Source organism: Megasphaera geminata F0357 (assembly GCF_000239275.1).
Classification (GTDB): Bacteria; Bacillota; Negativicutes; order Veillonellales; family Megasphaeraceae; genus Megasphaera; species Megasphaera geminata.
The window spans coordinates 1-1,537 of the sequence record NZ_JH417593.1 but is presented as its reverse complement, the minus strand read 5'-3'; the positions used below and the strand labels follow the sequence as shown (position 1 = coordinate 1,537).

The window sequence follows — 1,537 nt, the reverse complement described above, 5'->3', positions numbered from 1 at the left end:
TGATATGCTCCCCTTTAGGTAGACATGAGAAATAATAAAATCTCATGCAGCTTGAAGGGGAGTATTTTAAATGCGTAAAACAAAGATATGTGCGCAAGAGAAATTAAATACAGTGGAGAACGTCCTCCATGGAAAAGAATCTATCCGTGCGGCGGCTAAGCGTCTATCTGTGGGACTCTCTTCTATCACAGGATGGATTACTAGCTATAAAGGGAATGGAATCGAGGCATTTACACATACAAAGAACAAGCACTATTCCAGAGAATGCAAAGTTCAGGCGGTAACCGCTTATCTGAATCAGGAAGGATCTTTGTCTGCTATCAGTGAAAAAATGGGGTTGAGGTCATCAACACAACTACGCACATGGATTAAACGGTATAATAGTCATGAGAAACTGAACGCTTCCGGAACAGGAGGAACTTCTATCATGACTAAAGGCAGAAAAACAACATTCAATGAGCGGGTTGAAATGGTTCAGTATTGTATTGCCCATGCCCATAATTACTCAGAAACGGCACTAAAATATGGCATTTCCTACCAACAGGCTCGTAGTTATACGGTGAAATATGAAACCGGCGGGCTTGATGCATTACAAGATAATCGGGGAAAAAGAAAATCTGAAGATGCCCTTACGGAAGTAGAAAGACTACGTGCTGAACTCAAGTTGGAAAGAGTCAAGAGGAAGGAGGCGGAAATGGAGATCTCTTTCTTAAAAAAATGGGACGAAATAGAGAGGAGGCGAGACTGAGCCGGCTGAAGAAACTTCATATTTATCTGGCTATTCAGGAAGAACACGAGGAGCATGGGTATCCTATTTCAGCCTTATGTAACTTAGGGAAAATAACCCGAGCTGCCTATTACAAATGGCGTAACCGACAACGCCCTGCTACGGAACAAGAAAACAGGCTAATTGCGGAAAAAGTGGAAGCAATTCACAAGGCGTATCCGGACAAAGGCTACCGACGAATTCGGGACGATATGGAACGGTATTATGGCATGCACCTCAATGATAAGCGGGTACTCCGTATTTGTCGTGAGGCAAACATCAAATCCACCATGAAGTATCGCGGTCGCGGCTGCACTCGTCGAGCTTCAACTCCACAATTTATAGCAGAAAATATTCTTGGCAGAGACTTTACGGCGGGAACCCCCAATGAAAAATGGCTTACAGACGTTACCGAATTTTAAGTATTATCTTGGAAATGAGGTTCATAAAATATACCTGAGCGCCATCCTTGATCTGTATGACCGAAGAATTGTTTCTTTCGTAATTCGTGACAGAAATGATAACTCTTTAGTATTTGATACCTTCGAACAAGCCATCGCTTCCCATCCGGAAGCGCATCCACTATTTCATAGCGACCGAGGATACCAATATACGAACAGAACGTTTCATGCAAAACTGAAGGCTGCCGGGATGATACAAAGCATGTCCAGAGTGGGAAAATGTATCGACAATGGTCCCATGGAAGGGTTTTGGGGGATCATAAAGAGAGAACGTTACTATGGCCAGCGTTTTACAGATAGAGAAACACTG

General features: G+C 43.1%; 3 protein-coding genes. All 3 read left to right on the top strand.

Going from position 1 to position 1,537, the window contains the following annotated elements; all coding sequences use genetic code 11:
- Positions 1-70 precede the first annotated feature (70 nt).
- Positions 71-748 (top strand): helix-turn-helix domain-containing protein, encoded by a 678-nt coding sequence (locus HMPREF0080_RS05280; protein WP_006790261.1) that lies wholly within the window; start codon positions 71-73, stop codon positions 746-748.
- The gene (locus tag HMPREF0080_RS11670) at positions 718-1,188 is read left to right on the top strand and encodes an IS3 family transposase (RefSeq protein ID WP_006790260.1); all 471 of its coding nucleotides are present in this window, start codon (positions 718-720) and stop codon (positions 1,186-1,188) included. Before HMPREF0080_RS05280 ends, HMPREF0080_RS11670 begins: the two co-directional genes overlap by 31 nt.
- On the top strand, positions 1,154-1,537 hold a 384-nt coding region (locus HMPREF0080_RS10250), incomplete at its 3' end, for an IS3 family transposase (protein WP_006790259.1). The genes HMPREF0080_RS11670 and HMPREF0080_RS10250, both read left to right, overlap by 35 nt.